The organism is Hymenobacter sp. BT491, from assembly GCF_014349165.1.
Taxonomy (GTDB): Bacteria; Bacteroidota; Bacteroidia; order Cytophagales; family Hymenobacteraceae; genus Hymenobacter; species Hymenobacter jejuensis.
This window is the reverse complement of the sequence record NZ_JACSJJ010000005.1, coordinates 76,353-99,121: the sequence shown is the minus strand read 5'-3', so window position 1 is coordinate 99,121 and position 22,769 is coordinate 76,353. Positions and strand designations below refer to the sequence as shown.

The following is a 22,769-nucleotide window of genomic DNA, read 5'->3' as shown; positions in this document are numbered from 1 at the left end:
TTCAACGCTTGCTCCTAAATCAATTAAAGCGATGTACTGCACTGGGCAAAACTTAGGTAACAGGAGGAGTAGTAATAGTTGTCAAGTGGAATCGCTGCCGCATTAGACTTGGTCTGCCGGGACTACTCGTGAATTTTTCGCTCGCTAATCCACTTTACCATGGCCGGGTCGCGGTGGTCGAAGAAGAGGCTGGCCTTCGTATCGAGCGTGGCAATGGCCTGCATATCTTCCGGGCTCAGTTCGAAGTCGAACACATTGAAGTTCTCGGCCATGCGCTCGGGGCGCACCGACTTGGGAATGGCTACCACGCCGCGCTGCGTGAGCCAGCGCAGCACCACCTGCGCCACCGTTTTCTGGTGCTTGCGGGCAAGGCCTTGCAGCAGCTCGTTATGGAACAGGTCGTTCTTACCCTCCGCAAACGGGCCCCAAGACTCTATCTGCACGCCGTTGTCGACCATGAACTGCTGCGCGGCCACCTGCTGGTGGAAGGGATGGGTTTCCACCTGGTTGACGGCCGGCTTCACGGCCTGGTGCACGAGGAAGTCCATGAGGCGATCGGGCGGAAAGTTGCTGACGCCAATGGCCTTGATACGGCCTTGCTGGTAGAGCTCCTCCATGGCCCGCCACGCCCCGTACACGTCGCCGTAAGGCTGGTGCAGCAGGTAGAGGTCCAGGTAGTCGAGCCCGAGCTTTTGCAGCGAGGTTTCAAAGGCGGCCTTGGCCCCTTCATAGCTGGCGTCCTGCACCCAGAGCTTGGTGGTGATGAACAACTCCTCGCGCGCCACGCCGCTGCGCTGGATGGCCTTGCCCACGGCTTCCTCGTTCATATACGACGCGGCCGTATCAAGCAGCCGGTAGCCGGCTTTAATGGCTTCCAGTACGCTGTTTTCGCATTCGGTGGGGTCGGGCACTTGGAAGACGCCAAAACCCAGCAGGGGCATTTTTACCCCGTTGTTCAACTCAACGGTTTGCATTGGTTTTCTTTAAAAAGATGGTTCAAAAGCTGTATCCGGCAGTGGCTGGGGAGGCATGCCCATCCGGGTACGTATCAGGTGGGCGCAACGGCCCAGCCGCTTCAAATGTGCATGACAAAGGTCTGGCGGTTTGGACAGGCCAAAAAAAGAGAATCAAACTGATTAGTATAAATTTCAAACAGGGTGTGGGCTAAATTTGGCCGCCGGCGTGCGTGATGAGATCGAGGTAAGCCAATGGTCGAGACATCCCCGTCTTATTTGAGCTGTGATATTGCTGTTTTATAAATGCTTGATAGTGAAGTGTTTGTGCTTTGCCTGGCATTGGGTGTCCCGGCAACTGGTTGTGGGGCAACGTGATAAAGCACTCCCAGGCTACACAAGAATGAAGCGTGCGCACGAAGTAGCTTTCACACACTGCGCCGTTGCCTTCCCCGGCCGATTTCCAGTTCGCCAGCCGGCCCGGGTTGCCGGAAGTAATACCGAAAGCAGCGCTTGGGCACGGGAGTACGCAGGCGCACGGCCTCGTGAAAAACAAGCTGGAGGTAGCTACGGAGGAGCTCGTGTTTGAAGCGGTACGCCGTATGTTGCTCAACCAGCATCTTCTGGAACAGGCTGGTAAGATACACCGCCTGCTCGTCGCGGAGTGAGAAGGCCCGCGTTGGGTGATTATGGAACAACGCCCATTCTTCCTGGATTCTGGTACGACCGCTCTCCTGCACAAACGCTTCGGAAAACAGGCAGCCATAGCCTATCTGGGGCGTCGCTGTTATGCTGTACGGAGTACCGAAGAACAAGCACGTGCCGTTTCGTTCGATTACCTGATCAGCGCACTGTAGCTGACGCGGGCCGGTTAGCAGGTAGATCGTATGGAAGTCGCGGCGGCTATGTGCTGGCACCGGGCCGGTGACGGTGTCTATTGGGTAAACTTTAAACCCTTTCATAAGTAGGCAACTGGCATTCAGGTTGGGCAGCGTCGCTCAAGGCCATCCGCTAGCGTGCTAGCATGGTAGCAAGCCGGTAGCCTCTGCTGCGGGTACTACCCAAAGCCGTTCTCCGTAGCTGCGCCTGTCTGTAACGCCGGACTGCTAGAAGAAACAAGACGCGCAGCAAGCTTGGCTTGGTAGGGCAAAATTCCGCTGGTCCGGCTTAGGTAAATAATAAGAATCAAACCAATGAGTGTAAGATTCAAACAGACAGCACACAGCAAGCCCATCGCCGGCTACCAGGCAAAAGATTACAGCGAATAGCTTTAAGCCTACTTGGTTCCCCGAAGAAACCTAAGCTGCCAAAATACCAGCAGGGCTTGGCTGGTATTCTCCGAGTCTGGAGCTGGGATGTTGGGGTGCTATAAGCTTGCCATTTAAGTAGTTATTCCGTGGCAATGGCTCAGAGTCGAGGTGCCTGCGTGGGCGGTTCAGGGGCGTTCCAATGCGGCCCGGTCCCAGTGAGCAAGGTCAGCGGCGGCCGCGTAAGTACTTTGTAAGAAATCGAGCACGGCCTGCTGCGGGTCGGTTGCCATGCGGGCTGCTTCGTAAGGCAGAAAGAACTCGCCCATTTCCGAGCTGTAAAACGCCTCGGCGGGCTGAATCTTGGCGGTGGCTAGTTCGGGAAGGCCGGGGTAGGCATAGCTGTAGAAGGCGGCCTCTTGCCCGTTGCCGCCCGGCCACCAGCCGGCCGCAATTTGTTCGGCGGAGTACGACTCGCGCGTGACCCAATCGGCTAGGTGAGGCAGACCGCCGGGGTGCGGGGGCGCCGGCCGACCCGAAAAGCGGGTCACGGCCATATCGAAGCTGCCCCAGAAAAAGTGTACCGGGCTGCACTTGCCCGTGAAGCGCGCCCGAAACTCGTGCAGCAGCCGATCTACGGAGAGCATCACGTCCCAGAAGCGGCCCACAGCAGCCGCGTCATAAGCATTATGATGCTGGTCTTCGGCGAAGGGCGTTACGTCTTCGACCTCCACGGGCACGGGCCAGAGCCTGACGGCAATGCCAGCCTCGCGTAGCAGGGCGCGGTAGTGGCGGTAGAAATCGGCTACCGAGCGGGGGTAAAGCTCCATTTCTAGGCTGCGCCCGGCGCAGGTGTGCACCCGCAACGTATGCTGACGGAAGTCGAACACTACCTCGCAGGAGCCCGCTGCGTAGGGCATGGGACCAGTGGACAGGCCGCGGGGCGTCACGTAGAGCGGTACCTGCCACCAGTGGTTGAGCATGGGGCTCAGGGCCAGGCGGGTTTTGCCCACGATTTGGGTCCACCGGTGCAGCGTCTCGCGTGTGGCCGTCCAGGCATCTGCCGGCAGCGCAGGCCAAGGGGAAGTAGCGGAAGAAACACTCATGGCAGAGAAGATACCGGGAAAAAAGGACAACCGGAAACCAAGCCTGTCCCTGAGCCGAGTAATCGAATCGCTCGTCAGTCGGCATCGGCACCCGCCGCCGAGCCCAGCAGCACCCGGTTCAGCTCGGCCTTGTGCTGCCGCCAGGTGGGCATAAACTGATCCATCAGGCCCCAGAAGCGGGCGTTGTGGAGTCGCTCGTGCAGGTGCACCAGCTCGTGCACGACCACGTACTCCAGGCAGGCCAGCGGCCGTTTGATCAGCTCCAGGTTCAGCCAAATGCGCTTTGCCTGAATGTTGCACGTGCCCCAACGCGTTTTCATCTGCTTCACGGCCCACGCCCGGGCCTGCACGCCTACCACAGGCTCCCACTGGGCCACTAGGGCGGGCAACTGCGCTTTCAACTGCGCCCGGTACCAAGCTGTGAGCACCTGCGCCCGTTGGGTAGGGGTGCTGCCGGTAGCCACGTACAGGTCCAGCAACCCCTCTGCCTCGCGCAACGCGACCCGCGGCCGTCCGGCACCTTCGTGGACCTGTAGCTGGTAACCGCGGCCTTGGTAGAAATGCGTTTCGCCCGATGCGTAGGCGAGGGGCGTCGGCCGTTCGAGGGCGGCAAATCGGGCCTGATGCTTCCGAATCCAGGTTTGCCGGGCGGTCACAAATTCGGCGATAAGCGCTACCGGCATGCGCAAGGGGGCCGTGACGCGCACCCGTCCGTCAGGAGCATACACGGTCAGGCGCAGGCGCCGAACGGGCTTGCGAATGAGATCGACTTCTACTTCGGCGAGCTGGACGAGGGGCATGAAAACGGCAAACTACGATGATTAGGCCCGCGAAGGTAACACGCCGCCTACCAGCAAGCCGAGCGCCGCCCTTGTAAGTGGCCCAGCGTCTGTAATAAGATTGTAGGGGTAACGCTTTGACTGTAAGTTGATTATAAGAGGTCGATAATGAATTTGAATTTGCAGGATAGTATATTTACTATGTTCTGCTAACCTGCTCTGCGTTTGCTGCCCCAGCCAGAATTATCACTATCCGATGCCCAAATCCGGCTCATCGCTAACCCGCTACTGCTATGAATCGAAACCATTTTTTGCAGGCCTGCTTGGCTACCGGGGCACTGCTGGCATTCCCCATGACGCTGGCGGCGCGGGCAATGCGTCGCCCTCGGGTAAGCAAAGGTTTTGCTGTGAAGGCCACCGAAGACCGGTTTAACCAGCCCATGTCTCTGTTCGAAGGCGACACTTTCCTGACCAAAATAGCCACCGCCGATACAGACGGCGACCTCTACGTATTTGAGTCGCGCCGCGTGAAAGAGGGCGGGCCAGCGCACCATTACCATTTCACCCAAGACGAATGGTGGTACGTGCTGGCTGGCGAGTTCCTCATCAAAGTGGGCGATACGATTTACGAAGCCAAAGCCGGCGACAGCGTGTTTGGGCCGCGCATGGTGCCGCATAGTTTCGCCAAAGTAGGCGCCAGCGAAGGCCGGTTGCTGATGATTTTCCAGCCCGCCGGCAAGATGGAGGAGTTCTTCCGCAAAATCAGCCAGGGCGTCACGCGCAACATGTCCGAAGCCGAGCAGGATGCCTTCCGGGAGGCGCACGGCTTTAAGCGCGTCGGTCCTCCCCTCCGGCAACCCAAGCGCATGGTTGACAGATGAAATAAGCTGGCCGGATGCTTTCAGCTAAGCATCAGAATGCTCAAAACTGCCAGGATAAGATCACGTAGTAAACCTTTTGGTTATACAAGCAATTGATATACAGTTACTTGTATAAATCTAGTTTTGGCGGCCATACTTGGTTTTGATAAACTCCAGCATGTCCTGCATCTGCTCCTGTGGGTTGGCTGCCTGTACTTTCCACAGGGTTTCCACGAGCAGCAGTAGCAAGTGGGCTTCCTGCTCGGGCTGCGCATACCCTAGTTGCTCGAACGCTTTTTGGAGTAACGCGGGCAAGGGCTGCAAAAACCGGGCGTGCTGCTTGCGCGCAAATTCAACTTCCGTCAGGCGGGCCTGTAGCTTCCAGAATGCGGGCTCCTTCTGCACCAGCTCGTAGGGCAAATCGATCATGTTGTGCACGAAGGCCAGGGCATCTTCTTCCGTCAGGCGGCCCCGAACTTGCTCCACCACCCGTTGGTAGCCCGTGGTAATGATGGAAACCAGTAACTGCTCCTTGGTACCGAAGTGCTTGAATATCAGGGCTTCCGATACGCCTGCTTCCTTGGCCAAAAGTTGCGTGGATACTTGCTCGTAGCCACGGTCAGCGAACAGCCGCAAAGCAGTTTGGGCAATCAGTTGTTTACGGCTCATAGGTCCTGAATTCTTCGCTACGACCTGCTAGGCCTGTTCTGGGGGCGCAAGATAAGCCGTCTTGCTAAGGCAGAAAAGCTACAATACTGGTACATACCGCGCCCTGCCGCCCGTAAATCTACCCCGGCAACAACTGATTCAGGCATTCCTGAGCCAGCCAGGGTTGAATAACTGACCTCAGGCCTGATCCTGCGCTTCGACCACGGCAATGGCGACCATGTTGACGATTTCGCGTTCCGACGAGCCCAATTGAAGCACGTGCACCGGCTTGCGCAAGCCCAGCAAAATGGGCCCGATGGCCTCAAAACCGGCCGCAGACCGCATGAGGTTATAGGCGATGTTAGCGGCCGACAAATTGGGGAAAATGAGCGTATTGGCGCCTTCTTCCACGAGCTTGCTCAGCGGGTGATTTTGCCGCAATAAGTCAGTGTCGAAGGCCAAATGCGCCTGGATTTCGCCGTCTACCAACAGATCGGGGTGCTTCTGTTGCAGGAGCTGCACGGCCTGCTGCATCTTTTCGGCATCGGCTCCTTTGGCGCTGCCGAAGTTGGAGTAGGTGACCAGCGCAATCCGCGGCTTGATGTTGAAGCGCTGCACGGCGCGGGCCGTCATTTCCGTGATTTCCACCAACTCCTCGGCCGTCGGATCGAAATTCACGGTCGTATCCGAAAAAAACAGCGGTCCGCGCTTGGTGAGTAGGATGTACATGCCCGACACCTTCTTCACCCCAGGCTCGCGGCCGATGACTTGCAGAGCCGGCCGGATCGTGTCGGGGTACTTGCGCGTGAGGCCCGAAATCAGGGCGTCGGCCTCGCCGGTTTCCACCATCATGGCACCGAAATAGGTGCGCGCCTGCATCAGCTCCCGCGCTTCCGGCGCACTGACGCCTTTGCCGTGCCGTTGCTGGTAAAACAGGTCGGCAAACCGCTGCACGAGCGCCGCCTGCTCCGGCGCGCGCGGGTCCAGCACGGGCGTGTTGCCCAACTCCAGGTGATTTTGCGCCATCAGGCGCTGAATCACGTCCGGGTTGCCCAGCAAAATGGGCAGGGCAATGCCAGCATCCTTGACCTGTTGGGCCGCTTTGAGCACCTTCAGATTTTCGGCATCCGCAAAGACGACGCGCTTGGGGTTGGCTTTGGCTTTGCCCAGAATGACGCGGGAAATGCGCGTGTCCTGCCCCAGGCGCCGGGCTAATTGGCCTTGGTATGCATCCCAATCAGTGATGGGAGCCTGGGCCACGCCCGATTCCATAGCCGCCTTCGCAACCGCCGGAGCCACGGTGCCCAGCAAGCGCGGGTCAACCGGCTTCGGTATGATGTAGTCGCGGCCAAACAACAGATTATCAGTTCCATAGGCCATGTTTACCGCGTCGGGCACCGATTTCTTGGCCAGTTCCGCCAAGGCGCGCACGGCCGCCAGCTTCATGGCTTCGTTGATCTCGGTGGCGCGCACGTCCAGGGCTCCGCGGAAGATGTAGGGAAAGCCCAGCACGTTGTTGACTTGGTTGGGATAGTCGGAGCGGCCGGTAGCCATGATGAGGTCGGGGCGGGCTGCCACGGCTTCCTCGTAGCTGATCTCCGGCGTCGGGTTGGCCATGGCAAAGACAATGGGGTTGTCGGCCATGGCGCGTACCATGCTCTGTGTTACTACGTTGCCTTTCGACAAGCCCACGAACACATCGACCCCCTCAAACGCTTCTTCCAGCGTTTGCAGGTCACGCGCGGTAGCGAACTGCCGCTTGCGCACGTCGAGATCCGGCCGGTCGGACCGGATTACGCCTTGGCTGTCGCACATCACCACGTTCTCGGCCCGCGCGCCCAGGGCTAGGTAAAGCTTGGTGCAGGAAATGGCCGACGCGCCCGCGCCGTTGATGAGAATGTGAACCTCAGCGATGTTTTTGCCCACTAGCTCCAGCGCATTGAGCAGCGCCGCGGCCGAAATAATGGCCGTGCCGTGCTGATCGTCGTGCATGATGGGGATGTTCAGCTCTTGCTTGAGCCGTTCCTCAATCTCGAAACATTCCGGCGCCTTGATGTCTTCCAGATTGATGCCGCCGAAGGTGGGCTCCAAGAGCTTTACCGTGCGCACGAATTCGTCAACGTCTTTGGTATTGAGCTCTAAATCAAATACATCGATGTCGGCGTAAATCTTGAACAAGAGGCCTTTGCCTTCCATGACGGGCTTGCTGGCCGCTGGCCCGATGTCGCCCAGCCCCAGCACGGCCGTGCCGTTGCTGATGACCGCGACCAAGTTGCCCTTGGCCGTGTATTTATACACGTCTTCGGGGTTGTCGGCGATGGCCAGGCACGGCTCCGCTACGCCAGGCGAGTACGCCAGCGACAGATCGCGTTGGGTGCTGTAGGCTTTCGTCGGGATGACTTCGAGCTTGCCGGGGCGGCCTTGCGCGTGGTAGAGGAGGGCATCTTCGGGCCGGATTTTCTCGTTCATGAGGGGCTAGTTACGGGTAACGGAGTAGCGGGCGCCAGTAAGCCGACGCAGCTTCTAAAGTATGTTTTCCGGACCAGAGGTGCCGACTTGCGGAGTGGCTTTCAGCTTTTTCATAAACGCGCCGAACGCTTCGCCAAACTCTTCGAAGAGCGGATGCTTGCGGTTTTTGAGCATCACTTCACTGAACATCTTCAAACCAATCGCGAACTCGGCTTCTTGGTTTTTGTCATTAAAGAGGCCCTTGCCCTGCTGTCGCTCGATGATCGAGAATATATTGTCGTGATTGGTAAACTCGAGAGTCAGAGGTTCGTGCAGCGGCGTATCGGCTTGCGGGCCAGCTACATGCTCTAATTGAAGGCGATAACGATGCGCTCGTTTTTCCATGTTGGTTGAGTTGATTCTCGTGAAAAAGGCAGCAGAAGCGTTAGGCCCGTTCAATAATAACGGCATAGCCCTGCCCGACGCCCACGCACATCGTGACCAGCGCCCGCTGCTTGTTTTGCTTGTGCAGCTCTAAAGCCGCAGTGTTGAGAATGCGTGCGCCGCTCATGCCCAGGGGGTGGCCCAAGGCGATGGCCCCACCGTTGGGGTTGATGCGCGGGTCGTTGTCTTCCAGGCCTAGGGCCCGGCTGCACGCCAAGGCCTGCGCGGCAAAGGCTTCGTTGAACTCCACAAGGTCGATGTCGTTCAGGGTCAGGCCGGCTTTTTTGAGCGCCATCTGGGAGGCTGGTACCGGGCCGATGCCCATGTAGCGGGGCTCCACACCGGCCACGCCCATGGCTACGATGCGGGCACGCGGGGTGAGGTTGTGCTGCTTGAGGCCCGCTTCCGACGCCAAGAGCAAGGCGGCGGCCCCGTCGTTCAGGCCGGAGGAGTTGCCGGCGGTCACAGTGCCGTTCTTCCGGAAGGCCGGCCGCAGCTTGGCCAAGCCGTCCAGGGTTGTGTTCGATTTGATGAACTCGTCGTGCTCAAAGAGTACCGGTTCTCCTTTGCGCTGGGGAATGGGCACGGGCACGATTTCTTCGGCAAAGCGGCCGCTGTCGCGCGCCTTTCCGGCCCGTTGGTGCGATTCGTAGGCAAATTTGTCTTGGTCTTCGCGGCTGATGTGGTCGCGCTCGGCCAGGTTTTCGGCGGTTTCGCCCATGGCATCGGTGCCGTAAAGCTCCTCCATCTTGGGGTTGACGAAGCGCCAGCCGAAGCTGGAATCTTGCATTAGCGAGTCGCGCCCGAAAGCCGTGCTGGCTTTGGAAATGACCAGCGGGCCGCGCGTCATGTTCTCCACGCCACCCGCCACAAACAAGTCGCCGTCGCCGGCCTGAAGGGCGCGGGCGGCAGCAATGGAAGCCGACAGGCCCGAGGCACAAAGCCGATTGACCGTTTCGCCGGGCACCGAAGTCGGTAGGCCCGCCAGCAACAGCGCCATGCGGGCCACGTTGCGGTTATCTTCGCCCGCTTGGTTGGCGCAGCCCAAAATCACGTCGGCAATGCCGGCCGGGTCCACCGACGGATTGCGGCGCAGCAGCTCCTGGATGACGAGTGCGGCCAGGTCGTCGGGGCGGACCGCTGCCAACGTGCCTCCGAAGTTGCCAATGGGAGTACGAATTCCGTCAACTATAAATGCTTGATTCATAAGTATTTATAAATGAAGCTCGGTTACCCGTTCCTGGAACTGGGCGCTGGTTTTGGCCCGAACTTCCGCCAAGGTAGCACCTGGCATCAATTCCAATAGGGTCAGCTGGCCTTCCTCAAAGCCAAACACGGCCAAGTCAGTAATGACCAAATCAACCACGCCGGACGCGGTCAGCGGTAGCGTACAAGCCGGCACAAGCTTGGAAGTGCCATCCGGGTTGGTGTGCGTCATGGTGATGATGAGGCGTTTGGCGCCGCGGGCCAAGTCCATGGCGCCGCCTACGCCCAGCAGCGGTTTGCCCGGCACGGCCCAGTTGGCTAGGTTCGCTGCTTCGTCTACTTCGAGGCCGCCCATGATGGCCACGTCCACGTGCCGCCCCCGGATCATGCCGAAGGAATCGGTGCTGTCGAAATAACTGCTGCCCGGCAGCGCCGTCACCGGAATCTTGCCCGCGTTGACGGGATAGTCCATGGCGCCCCCGCCGTCGGAGGGAGCGGGGCCGACGCCGAGCATGCCGTTTTCGGTGTGCAGAATGATGCCGTGCTCCGGCTCGATTAAGTCGGCTACGAGCGTCGGAATGCCAATGCCCAGGTTCACCACGTCGCCGGGGCGCAGCTCGGCCAGGGCGCGGCGGGCCATGTTCAGGCGCGGCTCATCCACCCGTTTCGCCGCGCTAACCGACACGGAGCTACCCAAATCTTCGGGCGTGAGCGTGGCTTGCACCAAGTAATCGACAAAGCAGCCGGGCGTGTGAATGCTACTGGGTTCGAGAGAACCCACGGGCACAATTTCTTCGACTTCAGCAATCACCAGATCGGCAGCCGTAGCCATGGCCCGGTTGAAGTTTTGCTCCGTCATGCGGTAGACGAGGTTGCCTGCTGTGTCGGCTTTCCAGGCCCGGATAAAGGCCACATTGCCCCGAATGCTTTTCACAAATACCTGCTCCACGCCGTCGAGCACCTTGGTTTCGAGGCCCTGCGTGATCAGCGTGCCCGCCGCCGTGGGGGTGTAGAAGCCGCCAATGCCCGCCCCACCAGCGCGGATGGCTTCGGCCAGCGTGCCTTGCGGCAGCAACTCATACGCGACTGTGCCCGACTGAGCCGCTTTGACGGCGTCGGGGTTGCTGGTGAAAAACGAGCCGATCATCTTGCTAATCTGGCCGTTGCGCAGCAAGCGCCCGCCGCCCAAGCCGGGTTCGCCTACGTTGTTGCCGATGAAGGTCAGGTTCTTGGTGGCCGTTTCGGCCAAGGCGTGCATCAGGTGCACGGGGTTGCCGGTCATGCCAAAACCCCCTTGCAGCAGCGTATCGCCATCCTTCACCATCGCCGCCGCTTGGGCTACGCTCACTTGGGGTACCGCTTTCATGCTAATAGGTTCAATACGTGATGGTTACAAGATTTCGCCGGGTACCTGTTCCGCCACGGCTTCGCTGGCCCGCCGGGCGGCAATGCCCACGTAGTTTTCGGCAATGACTTTGGAAGCGGCCGGGCAGGTGGTGAGCAGATCAAACCGCGATTGCTGCAAATGTTGGTCGAAGGCGGCCTTGCCGGGCAGCAGGTGCAGCATCTCGGTCATGTAGTTGGAGAATTCCTGGACCCGCCACACCCGGCGCATGCAGGCCGCCGAGTAGCCCTGCAACAAGGAGGCATCGCCGGCCTGATACCAGGCCCGTAGCGCGTCAAACAGGCTCTTGGTGTCGGCAACGGCCATATTCAGGCCTTTGCCGCCGGTGGGCGGCACGATGTGCGCCGCGTCGCCGGCCAAAAACAGGCGGTGGTACTGCATGGGCTCCGAAACGAAGCTGCGCATGGGCGTAATCGACTTTTCCAGAATGGGGCCTTCCTGCAAGGTCCAGCTGCTTGTGCCCAAGCGCGCATGCAGCTCGGCCCAGATCCGCTCGTCCGGCCAATCCTCCAAGGTGTCGTCGACGCCGCACTGCACGTAGAGGCGGCTGCGCTCCGCGGAGCGCATGCTGTGCAGGGCAAAGCCGCGTTCGTGGAAGGCGTAAATCAGCTCGTCGGTACTCGGAGGCACCTGCGCGATAATGCCCAGCCACGAGTATGGATACGTTTTGTCGTAGACTTTCTGCAACTCGGCCGGAATGGCGGCGCGCGAAATGCCGTGAAAGCCATCGCAGCCGGCCACAAAGTCGCATTCTAGAATGCGGGCTTGGCCTTGGTAGGTGAAATGGATGCGCGGCGAATCGGTTTCGAGCCCTTCTATTTTGGTGGCTTCGGCTTCAAATAATAGCTCGCCGCCAGCTTCCAAGCGTTTGGTAATGAGGTCTTTCACGACTTCGGTTTGCGCATAAATCGTCACGCATTCGCCGTCGGTCAGCTCAGAGAGCGCTATGCGGTGGCGGCGGCCGTTGTAGCTCAAAATCACGCCTTCGTGCACCAAGCCTTCGCGGTCGAGGCGGTCGGCAGCTTCGGCCTCACGCAGCAGATTCACGGTGTTTTGTTCCAGCAGCCCGGCCCGCTGCCGGCTCTCCACCCGTTGGCGGCTGCGGTTTTCCAGCACTACCGAGGTAACACCTTGCAAATGAAGAAGTTGTGAAAGCAGCAGGCCGGCAGGGCCGGCACCGATAATGCCCACCTGGGTGCGGCGGGTAGCCGGGAAAGCGGTTTCCATGGGCTTAAAATTCAAGGTTGAGGGCAGCAAACACCTTTTCGGCCGCGTGGTAGGCAGCATTGGCGGCGGGCAGACCGCAGTAAATGCCTGATTGCAAGAGCACTTCCTTGATCTCGGCAATGGTTACGCCGTTGTTTAGGGCCGCGCGTACGTGCATCTTGAACTCGTCTTCCCGATTCAGGGCGATGAGCATGGCCAGCGTAATCAGGCTGCGTTCGCGCCGCGCCAGTTCGGGCCGCGTCCAGACTTCGCCCCAGGCGTAGCGGGTGATAAAATTCTGAAAATCACCGTTGAAGGCGTTGACATTGCTTGTGGCTTTGTCAACGTGTTCGCTGCCCAGCACCTCGCGCCGGACCTGCATCCCCGCGTCGTAAATTTCTTCCTGGTTCATGGGGTGGGGTTAGAAATGAAGAAAGCGCCGCACCGCCGCGTTGAAGGCCGGGGCGGCTTCGATGTTGGCCAAGTGAGCCGCTCGCAACGGCAGCAAGTGGGCGTTGGGGATGTGCTGGGCTAGGTATTCGCCATCTTTCACCGTAGTCACTGGGTCTTCAGTGCCGGCGAATATGTAGGTGGGGGCCGAAATGCGGCGCACATCCTGCCAGAAGTCGGCGTCGCGTACGGCCGCACAGCAAGCAACATACCCGATGGGAGAGGTGCGCTGAAAAGACTGCAGAATACGTTGTACCTCAGTGGGTTGGGTCTGCTGAAACTCAGGCGTAAACCACCGCCCGATTGTCGCTTCCGCCAAGGCGTCTAAGCCCTCTTGCTCCACCTGCTGAATGCGGGCGTTCCAGCCTTCTGCATTGCCTATTTTGGCGGCCGTGTTGCTTAGGATCAGCTTATTAAGCCTTTCCGGGGCATAAATGCCGAGCCACTGACCAATTATTCCTCCCAAGGAAATACCGCAGAAATGCACCCGCTCTAGCTGCAGGGCGTCCAACAAGGCCAACACATCGCGCCCGAGCAGCTCCGCCGAATAAGGGCCGGGCGTAACCGCGCTTTGGCCGTGGCCCCGGGTGTCGTAGCGCAACACTTGAAAATGGGCAGTTAGGGCCGGAAGCTGCGCATCCCACATCGTGTGGTCGGTGCCCAAGGAGTTGGAAAAAACCAAAACCGGCGCGGTCGCGGGGCCGGTCAGGGTGTAAAATACAGGACCTGTCGCAGTAGAAAGCAGGGGCATGGCCGATCAGGTTGTAGAAGTGGAGGTATGGAAACGGGCTAGTACTTGGTCAGTGAAAAACTGACTTAGCCCCGTCGCCCGGTGTGCATCGAAGACATGCTCTAACGCATTGGCGTTAAGGTATTTATAAATATCGAAGTGTTGCGCTAAGCACTCCCGGAGGTGCAGGCCTTCGCGTTGCGCCCGGCGGCTGGCCTCCTCCACGAGTTGGTGGGCTTCGGCTTTGCCCAGCTTGGGCGTGAGCAGGGCCGTTACGTCTTCGGCATAAATCAGTCCTTGCGTAAGCTCCAGGTTGCGGAGCATGCGTTCGGCGTTGACTTCCAGGCCGCTAATCAGCTCGTTGGCGTGGTTGAGGGCGGCGGCGGTCAGGCGCACCAGTTCCGGCAGCACTTCCCATTCGGCGTGCCAGGCCCCGGCGGCGCGCTCCTGCTCGTGGTGGGCGAGGCCAGCTAGCAGCGTGCCCACTAGCGCCGGGGTGCGCCCCGCAATGGCAACGGTAAAGGTGGCCGAAACCGGATTGCGCTTGTGCGGCATCGCTGAGGAGCCGCCCTTGCCGGGAACCGCCGCTTCGGCCACTTCGCCCACTTCCGTCTGCATCAGCAGAATGAGGTCCTGCGCCATTTTGCCCAGGTTGCCGCACAGAATGCCCAGCTTAGCGGCGAAGTCAACCAGTCGGTCGCGTTGGCTGTGCCAAGGCAGCAAGGGCGCGGCAAGTCCCAGCGCCTCCGCCATGTGCGTCACGACGGCCGGGCCGTGTTCGCCCAAGGTGGCCAGCGTACCCACAGCTCCGCCCAGTTGCAGGGCAAAGGTGTTTTGCTGCGCAAATTCCAGCCCCTGCCCGGCGCGTAGCAAGGCCTCAAGCCAGCCCGCCACTTTGTAGCCAAACGTGATCGGGCGCGCCTGTTGCAGCAAGGTGCGCCCGATCATAACCGTATCGCGGTGAGCACTGGCTAGCTTGGCTAGCTGGTTCTGTAACTCATTGTTTTTGTGCGTGATATAAGTAGTTGCCGCTTGCAGTTGCAGCATCAGGGCCGTGTCCAGTACGTCCTGGCTGGTAGCCCCGAAATGCACGTATTTGGCCGCTTCCGTATCGCGTTGCGCCACGCGCTGGGTTAGCGTTTTAACCAGCGGAATCGCAGGATTACCGGCCAACAACGTCTGCTCGGCCAAGGCTTCCGGGTTCCACTCGGTTTCCCGGCACACGGCCGCAATGACCTCGGCCGCGTCGGCTGGAATAACACCCAAAGTGCCTTCCGCATTGGCCAGGGCACGTTCAAAGGCAAGCATATAGGATACCTGCGTCTCGGCCGAGAACAAGTTTTCTATCTGCTTGTCAGTGAATATGTTATGGGAAAGGCCGGCCATCTAATTTGAAAAGCTACAGATCAAAAAACACCGTTTCGCCTTCGCCCTGTACCCGAATATCGAAGCGGTAGCAGGGCAGGCCCGGCCCGGCAACACGGGGGGCGAGCAAGGTGGCGCGCCGGTCGGAAGGCACCGAATTCAATACCGGATCGAGGGCATTGGCCCCGGCCTCATCCGCAAAGTAGAGGCGGGTGTAGAGGTGGCTCATCAGGCCGCGCATGAACACCAGCACGTTGATGTGCGGTGCCTGTCCTTCCACCGACCCAGGCTTAATGGTTTGAAAACGAAAGGCTTGGTCGCGCTCCGTGCCCGTTCCAATGCGCCCGAACCCGCCGAAATCAGGGGCATGATAGCGGCCTGTAGCGTCGGCTTGCCAGATTTCCACCAGCGCATCATTGATTGGCTGCCCAACGCCATCCAGCACGCGGCCTTCCAACGCAATCAACTCGCCGGGTGTGTGCGCTTCGGCCAGCGTCGCACCGGCGATGCTGGTGTGCGGAAAGCCGTATTGCCGGGCCGCAAGGCCATAGGCGAAATAGGGCCCGGCGGTTTGCGAAGGAGTTTGGGTCAAGAGGCTCATAATCAACGGGTTTCAAAAGGCGTTTCCAGGGGGCCGCGCAGCACCAGGTTGAACTCGTAAGCCAGGGCGTAATCGGAAATGCTGTTGTCGATGTCGAAGCGGCAAATGAGCAATTCGCGGCCTTTGGGCGGAGTGCCCAGGAAAATCGGGTCGATGTCCTGAAGCGGGTCGCCGGGGAAGTACATCTGCGTCACGAGGCGGGTGGCGATGTTGGGCCCAAACAACGAAAAGTGGATGTGGTGCGGGCGCCAGGCGTTGGGGTGGTTGCCCCACGGGTAGGAGCCGGGCTTGATGGTCATGAATTGGTAGCGGCCCTCCGCATCGGTGCGCACCCGTCCGCCGCCGAAGAAATTGGGGTCGAGGGGTGCGTCGTGCTGGTCGCCTTTGTGCACGTAGCGGCCGGCGGCATTGGCCTGCCAGATCTCCACGAGCGTATCGGGCACGGGGCGGCCAAACTGGTCGAGCACCCGCCCCGCCACAATGATGCGCTCGCCCAGCGGCTCGCCATTCACCCGTCCGTTGCGGGTCAGGTCATGGTCGAGGGGCCCCAGGCATTCGGGCCCGTACACCGGCCCGGTTAGCTCCGAAAGCGTGTGCTTAAGTGGCACCAGCGGCTGCGACGGCGCCCGCAACACGCTGGACTTGTAAGCGGGAACCAGGTAGGGCGGTTGCACTTCCCAATCGCGCGGTTGGAACGCGGTGGGCGCCGCCGAAAGTAGATTTTCCATGGAAATATCGCGTTTAGATGGGCGCGCCCATGCGGCCCGAGGCCTGCCCGATGAGCGCGGCGACGTTGGCTCCTTCCGGCAAGCGGCCCTGCCACTCGAGCTGCTCCCACTCGCTGACGGTATTGGAGTTTTCTACCACCATCTTGCAGCGCTCGAAGCGCCGAGCCATAAACTGCTCCAGCACGGCAGCCACCGGCTGTTCCGTCCGTAGCAGCTCGGCCAGCACGACCGCGTCTTCGATGGCGAGGCTAGCGCCCTGGCCCAGCTGCGGAATGGTCGCGTGGGCCGCATCACCGATGATGACTACGCGGTTTTTATACCACGGCGCCGGCATGAGCAGGGTTTCCAGGGGGCGGTATATAATGCCCTCTGGATCAGTAATTTGCTCGGCGGCCTGGCGCACCAGCGGGGCCGAATAGTCGGCCAGCAGCGCCTTCATGCGGGGCAGCAACTGCTCGGTTGGGATAACCGGATTTTCGCCCTCGCTCGACAGCAGGAACATGTACATCCGGTCTTTCGTCATCGGAATTAGGCCCACGCGCGTGTTGCGCCCCATGTACATGTGGCCGGTGGTGAGCTCGGCAGGCCGGTCGAAGGCGTAGCGCCACACCGATTGCCCAACGTAGCGCGCCTTTTGCGGCCCAAACAGCAGGCTGCGCACCTTCGAGTTTACCCCATCGGCGCCCACAACCAAGTCGTACGCGGCGGTGCTGCCATCCGTGAACGTCACGTCCACACCATCTTCGCGGTTGTCGAAGCTGCTCACGCTCAGGTTCATGCGGCATTTCACGCCGTGCGCCTGTGCGCCATCGTGCAGAATGGTGTGCAGGATGCGGCGCGAGATACCGTTGTGCGGTTGAAAGCGCCCCAGCGGCGGCGGCCCCACCGAGGCAAACTTATGGCCGTTGGGCGCGTGCAAGTCAATGGGTCCGTAGGGGGAGCCCTGTTCGAGGCACGCATCGGCCAAACCCAGCGTATCCAAGGCCCGCAAGGCATTGGAAGGCTGGATGATACCGACTCCGTACACGTCGAAGGCGGGATGCAGTTCCGCAATGTCCACTTCAATGCCGGCCTGACGCAGCGCCACGCCGGCCGATAAGCCGCCAATGCCGCCGCCAACGACGAGAACTTTGTTAACCGATGCCATGACTACTCTAAATCTAAATTGGATGGGTGGGAATAGGAGACGAGGAAAGGGTAAGCTAGTTGTTAGTCTTCAAAAATGGCCACCGCGCGCGTCCAGCCGGCGCTCCCGCCTTTGATTTTGGCGGGAAAGCAGGCCACCTTAAAGCCGAAGGGCGGGAGCTGGTCGAGGTTGGCCAGCTTTTCAATTTGGCAATATTCTTTTTCGCGACCTACGTAATGTGCGGCCCAAATCACGCCGGGGCGAGGGTTGGCGTGGTAGTCGGCGGCTTGCAGGTGCAAAGGCGGATCCCAGCCCCAGCCGTCGGTGCCCATCACCTTAATGCCCTGATCAATAAGCCAATGCGTGGCTTCGGCCGAAGCACCGACGTGGATCTTGACAAAATCATCGTCGTGCAGGCGCTTATCGGCATCGCAGCGGATGAGCACAATGTCGAAGGGCTTGAGCGTGTAGTTGATAGCCGCGAGCTTCTCCTTCACGTCTTCCGTGCTGAAGCAGTAGCCATCGGGTTTGTCGGTGAAGTCGAGCACCACACCGTCGTGAAAAAACCAGTCCAGCGGCATCTGCTCAATGGTGCGCGAGGGTTTGCCTTCGCTGGTGGGGAAGTAGTGCCAAGGGGCGTCGATGTGCGTGCCGGCGTGGCCCGTCAGGGTGATGACTTCGCCGGCGGGGCCGTTGCCCTCCAAGAACACATCGGCGGAGGCGCCACCAAAGAGCTTAGACCCCATTTTGCGGGCGCCTTCCTGGTGGTTTTCGTACTCAATGCTAGTAGGCAGCGGCTCCTTGATATCGGTAGAAATGGTCACCGAAAGGTCAATGATTTTCATGGCGGGAAATGGTGAGGATGGGTGTAAATCTAAGTTTGCAGAGCGCGGTAGCTTACCGTTCCGAAATAAGCCGGAAGTGCTCCACGGCGGGCGGAGTCGCGAAAAACGACCCAATCAGCGCGCGCCACTGGCCAAAAAGCGGCGATTGGCGGAAGCCCTCTGTGTGGTCTTCCAGCGTTTCCCAGCGCACCAGCAGCACGTATTTGTGGTCGGTTTCGATGCCCCGCTGCAACTCGTGCCGCACGTAGCCTTTGGCCTGGCTGATAATCAATTCGGCTTGCGCAAACTGCGCTTCAAACGCAGCCTCCTGGCCGGGCACAATGTCGAAAATGGCAACTTCTAAAATCATCGGTCCTAGTGGCTAAAGTATGTATCCAAATAGGCTGCCGGCAGGGCCGCCCTTCTGCAACCTATTTGGAAAGACACGCACTTAGAAATTTTGCTTAGATAATCTGGTTGCGCAGCACGCCCAGCCCGTCAATTTCCAGCTCGATTACGTCGCCGGGCACCAGGGCACTGTGGGCTTCGAAGTTGGTTTCAATCAGGCTGCCCCAACCCACTGTCCCAGAGCCGATTATGTCGCCGGGGTACAAATTGACGTGGTTTTCAGAGGCCCGCTCAATCATTTGCCCGAAGGTGTAATGGATCGTGTTGAAGTTACCGTCGCAGATGGTCTGGCCGTTGATGCGCGAGGTCATGCGCGCGTTGAAGCGGCCGTCGCCGTTCAGGAGCGGCTGCATTTCGTCCTTGGTCACGAGGTAAGGCCCGATGCTGTTGGCGAAGTCCTTGCCTTTGGCCGGGCCCAGGTTGCAGCGCATTTCGCGGGCCTGAATCGCGCGGGCCGTGAAGTCGTTGAAAATCGTGTAGCCGAAAATATGGGCGTCGGCTTCGTCGGCTTTGATGTTTTGTCCGCGCTTGCCGATAACGCAGCCCATTTCCAACTCGTAGTCCAGGCGGGTTTCGCCCTGGGGACGCGGCACATCTTGACCGGGGCCATAAATCGCTTGGTGGTTGGTGAAGTAAAAAATAGGCATCTCATACCATTCCGCGGCAATTTGGTGGCCAAACTTAGAAGAGGCATTTTTGAGATGTTGCTCGAAGCTGATGTAGTCGCGGAAGCTGCGCGGGTTGGGCAGGGGAGCCAGCAGCTGCACGTCTGCCAGCGCGTGGGTGGGCGCGGCGGCCTGCCAGTTATTCTCTTCAATGAGCTGGAAATACTCCTCGTGCTTGTCGATAAAAGAGAGCATATCGGCGGGCAGCGCGCCGCTGCTCACTTGCTGCATGTCCACGACGCCGCCGTCCTGCAACCAGCCCGCCCGGGCCGCGCCTTCCTGCGTTTTAAAAGTGACCAGCTTCATAGAATAAGTAGTAGAAAGGGTGGGAGAAAAATGGTGACAAAGGCTAGCGGAGCGGCCGGCCACCGTCAACGGGGAGGATGGAGCCGGTGGTAAAGGTGAGCGTGGTGGCCAGGGCCAACACGGCGTTGGCGACATCACCTGGGGTCGCCAGTCGGCCGAGCGGGGTGGCCTCCACTTGCGCTTGCAAATAGGCGGGGTCTGCGCGGCTGGCGTACTCGCCCAGCACCCAGCCCGGCGACACCGACACCACCCGGATGGCCGGAGCCAAGGCCCGCGCCAGCGAGCGCGTCATGCTGTCCAGGGCGGCTTTGGAGGCGCAGTACGCTACGTTGCTGCCGATGCCCGTTTGGCCGGCGACCGATGAGATATTGACAACCAAGCCGTTGCCACTGGCGGTGAGCAGCCCCTGACAGGCCCGGATCATGGCAAAGGCCCCTCGCCAATTCGTCGTGAAAATGCGGTCAATCCATTCGTCCGATAACCCCTCGAGATCGTCGTGGGGCACGGGCGTCGTAATGCCCGCGTTGTTGATCAACATATCAAGCCGCCCGTAACGCTCAGTCACAAAATCGGATAATTGTTTGAGGGTCTGACTGTTATCAACCGGCGCTTGAAAAACTGCGTGACCGGTACCGGGCAGCTGCGCCAAGAGAGTCTCGGCTTTGTCGGCGTTGGTGTTGTAAGTGATGACCACAGATGCGCCGGCCGCGGCCAGCGTCTGGCAAATGGCCGAACCAATGCCACCGGCACCACCCGTCACCACGGCCACGCGGCCGCTTAAAGGGCTAAGCGACAGGCTCATGCTGCCCGTAGCGTTCTACCCGCAAGTCGGCCTGGGCCTTGTGGCCCCAGAAGTTTTCGATGGCGCACAGCCGCGAGCAATACTCGCCCACTAAGGCGCTCGCTTCCGCGGTGCGCACTTCTTGGTAGGAGCAGGTTTTCAGGAACTTACCTACCCACAAGCCGCCGGTGTAGCGGGCCGCACCCTTGGTCGGCAGCGTGTGGTTGGTGCCGATGACCTTGTCGCCGTAGGCCACGTTGGTGCGCGGACCCAGGAACAGGGCGCCGTAGTTGGTCATGTGCTCGAGGAAGTAGCGCGGGTTTTCCGTCAGCACTTCAACGTGCTCGTTGCAGAGGCGGTCGGCTTCGGTTACGAGTTCCTCCACGGAGTCCACGAGTAGTACTTGGCCGTAGTCGCGCCAGGCTACGCCGGCTATGTCGGCCGTAGCTAGGGTCTGGAGCTGGCGATCTACTTCGGCGATGGTAGCATGGGCTAGCTCTTCGCTGGTAGTCAGCAGAATAGCGGGGGAAGTGGGGCCGTGCTCAGCTTGGCCGAGTAGGTCGGTGGCGCACATTTCGGCGTCGGCGGTGTGGTCGGCAATGACCAGGATTTCCGTCGGACCGGCGAACAAGTCGATGCCCACCTGCCCGTAGAGTTGGCGCTTGGCTTCGGCCACGTATGCGTTGCCGGGCCCCACAAGCATGTCGACGGATGCTACGGTTTCGGTGCCCAAAGCCATCATGGCCACGGCTTGCACCCCGCCGAGCAGGTAGATTTCGTCGGCCCCGGCCAGGTACATGGCCGCAACGGTTTCGGCCGGAATCTGCCCGTTGATGGGCGGCGTGCACGCAATCACGCGCTTGACGCCCGCCACTTTTGCCGTGAGCACGCTCATGTGAGCCGAGGCCACCATGGGGTAGCGTCCGCCCGGTACGTAGCAGCCCACGCTGCCTACGGGAATGTTGCGGTGGCCCAGGAACACACCGGGCAGGGTTTCCACCTCCAAATCGAGGATGGTGGCCCGCTGCTTTTCGGCAAAATTCCGCACCTGCGCCTGGGCAAATCGAATATCATCGAGCACGCTCGGCGCAATGCCGCTCAGGATGTCCTGAATCTGCGCTGGTGAGAGCCGAAAGCTCTCGGGCGCCCACTTGTCCAGGCGCTCCGACAGGGCCCGCACGGCTGCGTCGCCGCCCGTGCGGATGTCGCTGAGCATGCCTTCGACCGTTGCCCGCACCTTGGCGTCGGCCTCGCCAGACTCGGCGTAGGTGATGCCTTTTTTGATAACCTTAACCATGGTGATAAGGGTTATTGTTAGTTTATTTATAAATACCTGATTATTAAGTATTTATGATAATTGCTCCTGCATCCAGTCAAACAAGGGCAGCACCTTCGTCATGTTGTCGACGTGGCAGTGGGCCGAGCCGGTGCTTTCCTTGGGCACGATGTGCAGGTACTTTTCGCAGGTCAGCTCGTCAAACATGGCCTGGGCCTGCGACACGGGCACTTGCCGGTCGTCGCCGCCATGGGAAATGTAGGTGGGGCACTGAATCTGGCCCGCGATGCCCGCCATCTTGAAGTGCTCCAGCTTGCCGCGGGCTTCGGCCATGTCTTTCACGCCCACGATGTGGCAGAGCACGCGCGAAAGCGGGTGGCTGTCGGGGCGGTTGGCCCACACATCGTAGTAGCTGTACACGGCGCTCCAGATGCCGCAAGCCCGAAAGCGGTGCTCAAAAGCGGCCGAGCGAGCAGCCATGTAGCCGCCCATGCTCACGGCCATGATACCAATGCGCGCGGGGTCTACGTCGAGGTTGGCAATGGCCCAGTCAAAGGCGGCCGTGGCCGGCACGTTGTAGTCGTAGCGGGTGAGCATGTCGCGCAGGCGCAACGACTCGCCCTGGCCCGGTCCGTCGAGAATCAGCAGCGAGATGCCCCGGTCATTGAGCATTTCGTACGGGCCAAAAAACAGCTCCTCGGCCGTAGAGTCCAGGCCCCCGAACATAATCACCAGCGGCCCTTTTTTCTGCCCCGGCACCTCAAAGAAGTAGCCCGACATGATTTGGCCTTCGAAGGGAATTTCTACCCGACGCGGGGGGTGTTCGGTCAGTTCCATGGCCTTGCGGAAGGCGGCTACTCCCTTGCCGTAGGTTTCGTTTTTGCGGCGGTCGTCGGGTTGCAAAAAGAACTCGGCCATGCGGAAGTAGTTGGCGGCCCGCAGGTACGTGGCGTGCGCCGTAATGCTACGGTGTTCCTGCATCGCGGCTTCGGCCTCGGCCAGCACGGTATCGCCGGTTTGGTTCCAGCTCTGGTAGAAGCTCTCGAAGTCGCCGGGCGTAATACGGCTGGCGGCCTCCAGGCATTCGTTGAATTCGCCGCCGCCGAAGTGCGCCTGCGCCAGGATGCGTACCAGCTGGTACGAAAACATATAATGCTCGGGAAAGTAATGCCACATGGCGAAATAGCTTGGTTATGAATGGATTGGG

The 22,769-nt window shown here is 60.1% G+C and carries 23 protein-coding genes; 1 reads left to right on the top strand and 22 read right to left on the bottom strand.

Translation table 11 applies throughout. The annotated features are described in order from the left end of the window. Positions 1-122 precede the first annotated feature (122 nt). The 4 genes from H9I52_RS20200 to H9I52_RS20185 form a co-directional block, all read right to left on the bottom strand. Positions 123-974 (bottom strand): aldo/keto reductase, encoded by an 852-nt coding sequence (locus tag H9I52_RS20200; RefSeq protein WP_187455352.1) that lies wholly within the window; start codon positions 972-974, stop codon positions 123-125. A gap of 407 nt (positions 975-1,381) precedes the next feature. Next, positions 1,382-1,915, bottom strand: coding sequence for a hypothetical protein (locus H9I52_RS20195; protein ID WP_187455351.1), 534 nt, complete (start codon positions 1,913-1,915; stop codon positions 1,382-1,384). Positions 1,916-2,388: 473 nt separating this feature from the next. Then, positions 2,389-3,306, bottom strand: a complete 918-nt coding sequence (locus H9I52_RS20190; RefSeq protein WP_187455350.1) for a DUF5996 family protein — start codon at positions 3,304-3,306, stop codon at positions 2,389-2,391. 74 nt (positions 3,307-3,380) lie between these two features. Further along, complete coding sequence (locus H9I52_RS20185) at positions 3,381-4,106, bottom strand: M48 family metallopeptidase (RefSeq protein ID WP_187455349.1); 726 nt, start codon at positions 4,104-4,106, stop codon at positions 3,381-3,383. Positions 4,107-4,378: 272 nt separating this feature from the next. Between H9I52_RS20185 and H9I52_RS20180 the strand changes: the two genes are divergently transcribed. After that, positions 4,379-4,966 (top strand): cupin domain-containing protein, encoded by a 588-nt coding sequence (locus tag H9I52_RS20180; protein ID WP_187455348.1) that lies wholly within the window; start codon positions 4,379-4,381, stop codon positions 4,964-4,966. A 117-nt stretch (positions 4,967-5,083) separates the two neighbouring features. Here the strand turns inward: H9I52_RS20180 and H9I52_RS20175 are convergent, their stop codons facing one another. From H9I52_RS20175 to H9I52_RS20090, 18 genes are all read right to left on the bottom strand, one after another. Beyond that, positions 5,084-5,614 (bottom strand): TetR/AcrR family transcriptional regulator, encoded by a 531-nt coding sequence (locus tag H9I52_RS20175; protein ID WP_187455347.1) that lies wholly within the window; start codon positions 5,612-5,614, stop codon positions 5,084-5,086. A gap of 177 nt (positions 5,615-5,791) precedes the next feature. Continuing rightward, a complete protein-coding gene (locus H9I52_RS20170) occupies positions 5,792-8,062 on the bottom strand; it encodes an NADP-dependent malic enzyme (RefSeq protein ID WP_187455346.1) in 2,271 nt (756 codons plus the stop codon). A gap of 54 nt (positions 8,063-8,116) precedes the next feature. Continuing rightward, positions 8,117-8,446, bottom strand: coding sequence for a DUF3861 domain-containing protein (locus tag H9I52_RS20165; protein ID WP_187455345.1), 330 nt, complete (start codon positions 8,444-8,446; stop codon positions 8,117-8,119). A gap of 40 nt (positions 8,447-8,486) precedes the next feature. Next, positions 8,487-9,692 (bottom strand): 3-oxoadipyl-CoA thiolase, encoded by a 1,206-nt coding sequence (gene pcaF, locus H9I52_RS20160; RefSeq protein WP_187455344.1) that lies wholly within the window; start codon positions 9,690-9,692, stop codon positions 8,487-8,489. A gap of 6 nt (positions 9,693-9,698) precedes the next feature. Beyond that, entirely contained in the window at positions 9,699-11,057 is a 1,359-nt protein-coding gene (locus tag H9I52_RS20155; protein ID WP_139517606.1) for a 3-oxoacid CoA-transferase, read from the bottom strand. A 24-nt stretch (positions 11,058-11,081) separates the two neighbouring features. After that, the gene (locus tag H9I52_RS20150) at positions 11,082-12,323 is read right to left on the bottom strand and encodes a 4-hydroxybenzoate 3-monooxygenase (RefSeq protein ID WP_187455343.1); all 1,242 of its coding nucleotides are present in this window, start codon (positions 12,321-12,323) and stop codon (positions 11,082-11,084) included. 4 nt (positions 12,324-12,327) lie between these two features. After that, positions 12,328-12,714: a 4-carboxymuconolactone decarboxylase gene (gene pcaC / locus H9I52_RS23110; protein WP_139517604.1), complete on the bottom strand. Its 387-nt coding sequence runs from the start codon at positions 12,712-12,714 to the stop codon at positions 12,328-12,330. 9 nt (positions 12,715-12,723) lie between these two features. Beyond that, a complete protein-coding gene (gene pcaD / locus H9I52_RS20140; RefSeq protein WP_187455342.1) occupies positions 12,724-13,503 on the bottom strand; it encodes a 3-oxoadipate enol-lactonase in 780 nt (259 codons plus the stop codon). 6 nt (positions 13,504-13,509) lie between these two features. Further along, positions 13,510-14,868, bottom strand: a complete 1,359-nt coding sequence (gene pcaB / locus H9I52_RS20135; RefSeq protein WP_187455341.1) for a 3-carboxy-cis,cis-muconate cycloisomerase — start codon at positions 14,866-14,868, stop codon at positions 13,510-13,512. 13 nt (positions 14,869-14,881) lie between these two features. After that, the gene (gene pcaG, locus H9I52_RS20130) at positions 14,882-15,448 is read right to left on the bottom strand and encodes a protocatechuate 3,4-dioxygenase subunit alpha (protein ID WP_187455340.1); all 567 of its coding nucleotides are present in this window, start codon (positions 15,446-15,448) and stop codon (positions 14,882-14,884) included. 2 nt (positions 15,449-15,450) lie between these two features. Then, positions 15,451-16,176 carry a protocatechuate 3,4-dioxygenase subunit beta gene (pcaH, locus tag H9I52_RS20125; protein ID WP_187455339.1) on the bottom strand — a complete coding sequence of 242 codons (726 nt, stop codon included), beginning with the start codon at positions 16,174-16,176 and terminating at the stop codon, positions 15,451-15,453. 13 nt (positions 16,177-16,189) lie between these two features. Further along, entirely contained in the window at positions 16,190-17,323 is a 1,134-nt protein-coding gene (locus H9I52_RS20120; RefSeq protein ID WP_187455338.1) for an FAD-dependent monooxygenase, read from the bottom strand. Between the two features lie 62 nt (positions 17,324-17,385). After that, positions 17,386-18,147, bottom strand: a complete 762-nt coding sequence (locus tag H9I52_RS20115) for a cyclase family protein (RefSeq protein WP_139517598.1) — start codon at positions 18,145-18,147, stop codon at positions 17,386-17,388. A gap of 52 nt (positions 18,148-18,199) precedes the next feature. Then, on the bottom strand, positions 18,200-18,496 hold the full coding sequence (locus H9I52_RS20110; protein WP_187455337.1) for an antibiotic biosynthesis monooxygenase family protein: 297 nt from the start codon (positions 18,494-18,496) through the stop codon (positions 18,200-18,202). 94 nt (positions 18,497-18,590) lie between these two features. Then, the gene (locus H9I52_RS20105; protein ID WP_187455336.1) at positions 18,591-19,505 is read right to left on the bottom strand and encodes a fumarylacetoacetate hydrolase family protein; all 915 of its coding nucleotides are present in this window, start codon (positions 19,503-19,505) and stop codon (positions 18,591-18,593) included. Positions 19,506-19,548: 43 nt separating this feature from the next. After that, on the bottom strand, positions 19,549-20,307 hold the full coding sequence (locus H9I52_RS20100; protein WP_187455335.1) for an SDR family NAD(P)-dependent oxidoreductase: 759 nt from the start codon (positions 20,305-20,307) through the stop codon (positions 19,549-19,551). Continuing rightward, positions 20,291-21,583 (bottom strand): histidinol dehydrogenase, encoded by a 1,293-nt coding sequence (gene hisD / locus H9I52_RS20095; protein WP_187455334.1) that lies wholly within the window; start codon positions 21,581-21,583, stop codon positions 20,291-20,293. The genes H9I52_RS20100 and hisD overlap by 17 nt, the downstream gene beginning before the upstream one ends. A 51-nt stretch (positions 21,584-21,634) precedes the next feature. After that, complete coding sequence (locus H9I52_RS20090) at positions 21,635-22,738, bottom strand: alpha/beta hydrolase family protein (RefSeq protein ID WP_187455333.1); 1,104 nt, start codon at positions 22,736-22,738, stop codon at positions 21,635-21,637. Positions 22,739-22,769: the final 31 nt, after the last annotated feature.